The sequence below is a fragment of the Pseudomonas oplopanacis genome (genome assembly GCF_057128725.1).
This window is the reverse complement of sequence record NZ_JBSKHV010000047.1, coordinates 1-596: the sequence shown is the minus strand read 5'-3', so window position 1 is coordinate 596 and position 596 is coordinate 1. Positions and strand designations below refer to the sequence as shown.

The window sequence follows — 596 nt, the reverse complement described above, 5'->3', positions numbered from 1 at the left end:
GCGACCACGGAAATGATGGTTTCCAACACGGTCCAGGTCTTGAAGGTCTGGGCCACGGTCATGTTGAAGTATTCCTTGATCAACCAGAAGCCGCCGTCGTTGACGTGGGAAAAAATCACCGAGCCGGCACCGGTCGCCAGCACCAGCAATTCCGGGTGCGGATAACCCAACCCAATGGCCACCGGAGCGACAATCCCTGACGCCGTGGTCATCGCCACCGTGGCGGAACCGGTGGCAATGCGCATCAACGCGGCGAACAGCCAGCCCATGATCAGCGGCGACAAATGAAATTCGTGGGCCAGGCTGACGATCTGATCGGTGACGCCGGCGTCCACCAGAATCCGGTTCAGACCGCCGCCGGCGCCGACCAGCAAGGTGATGCTGGCGGTGGGTGCCAGGCATTCGTTGGTGAATTTCAGGATCGATTCACGGCTGAAGCCCTGGGCGATGCCGAGGGTCCAGAAGCTCAGCAAAGTCGCCAGCAGCAAGGCAATCACCGAGTTGCCGATGAACAGCAAAAACTGGTTGAAGCCGCTGCCCGGTGTGGAAATCAGGTTGGCCCAGCCGCCGATCAGCATCAGCACCACCGGCAACAG

General features: G+C 60.6%; 1 protein-coding gene. It reads right to left on the bottom strand.

The genetic code is table 11. From position 1 onward, the window contains the following. The coding region (locus ACWKV5_RS29640; RefSeq protein WP_483844152.1) for a GntT/GntP/DsdX family permease at positions 1–596 on the bottom strand (596 nt) is incomplete at both ends.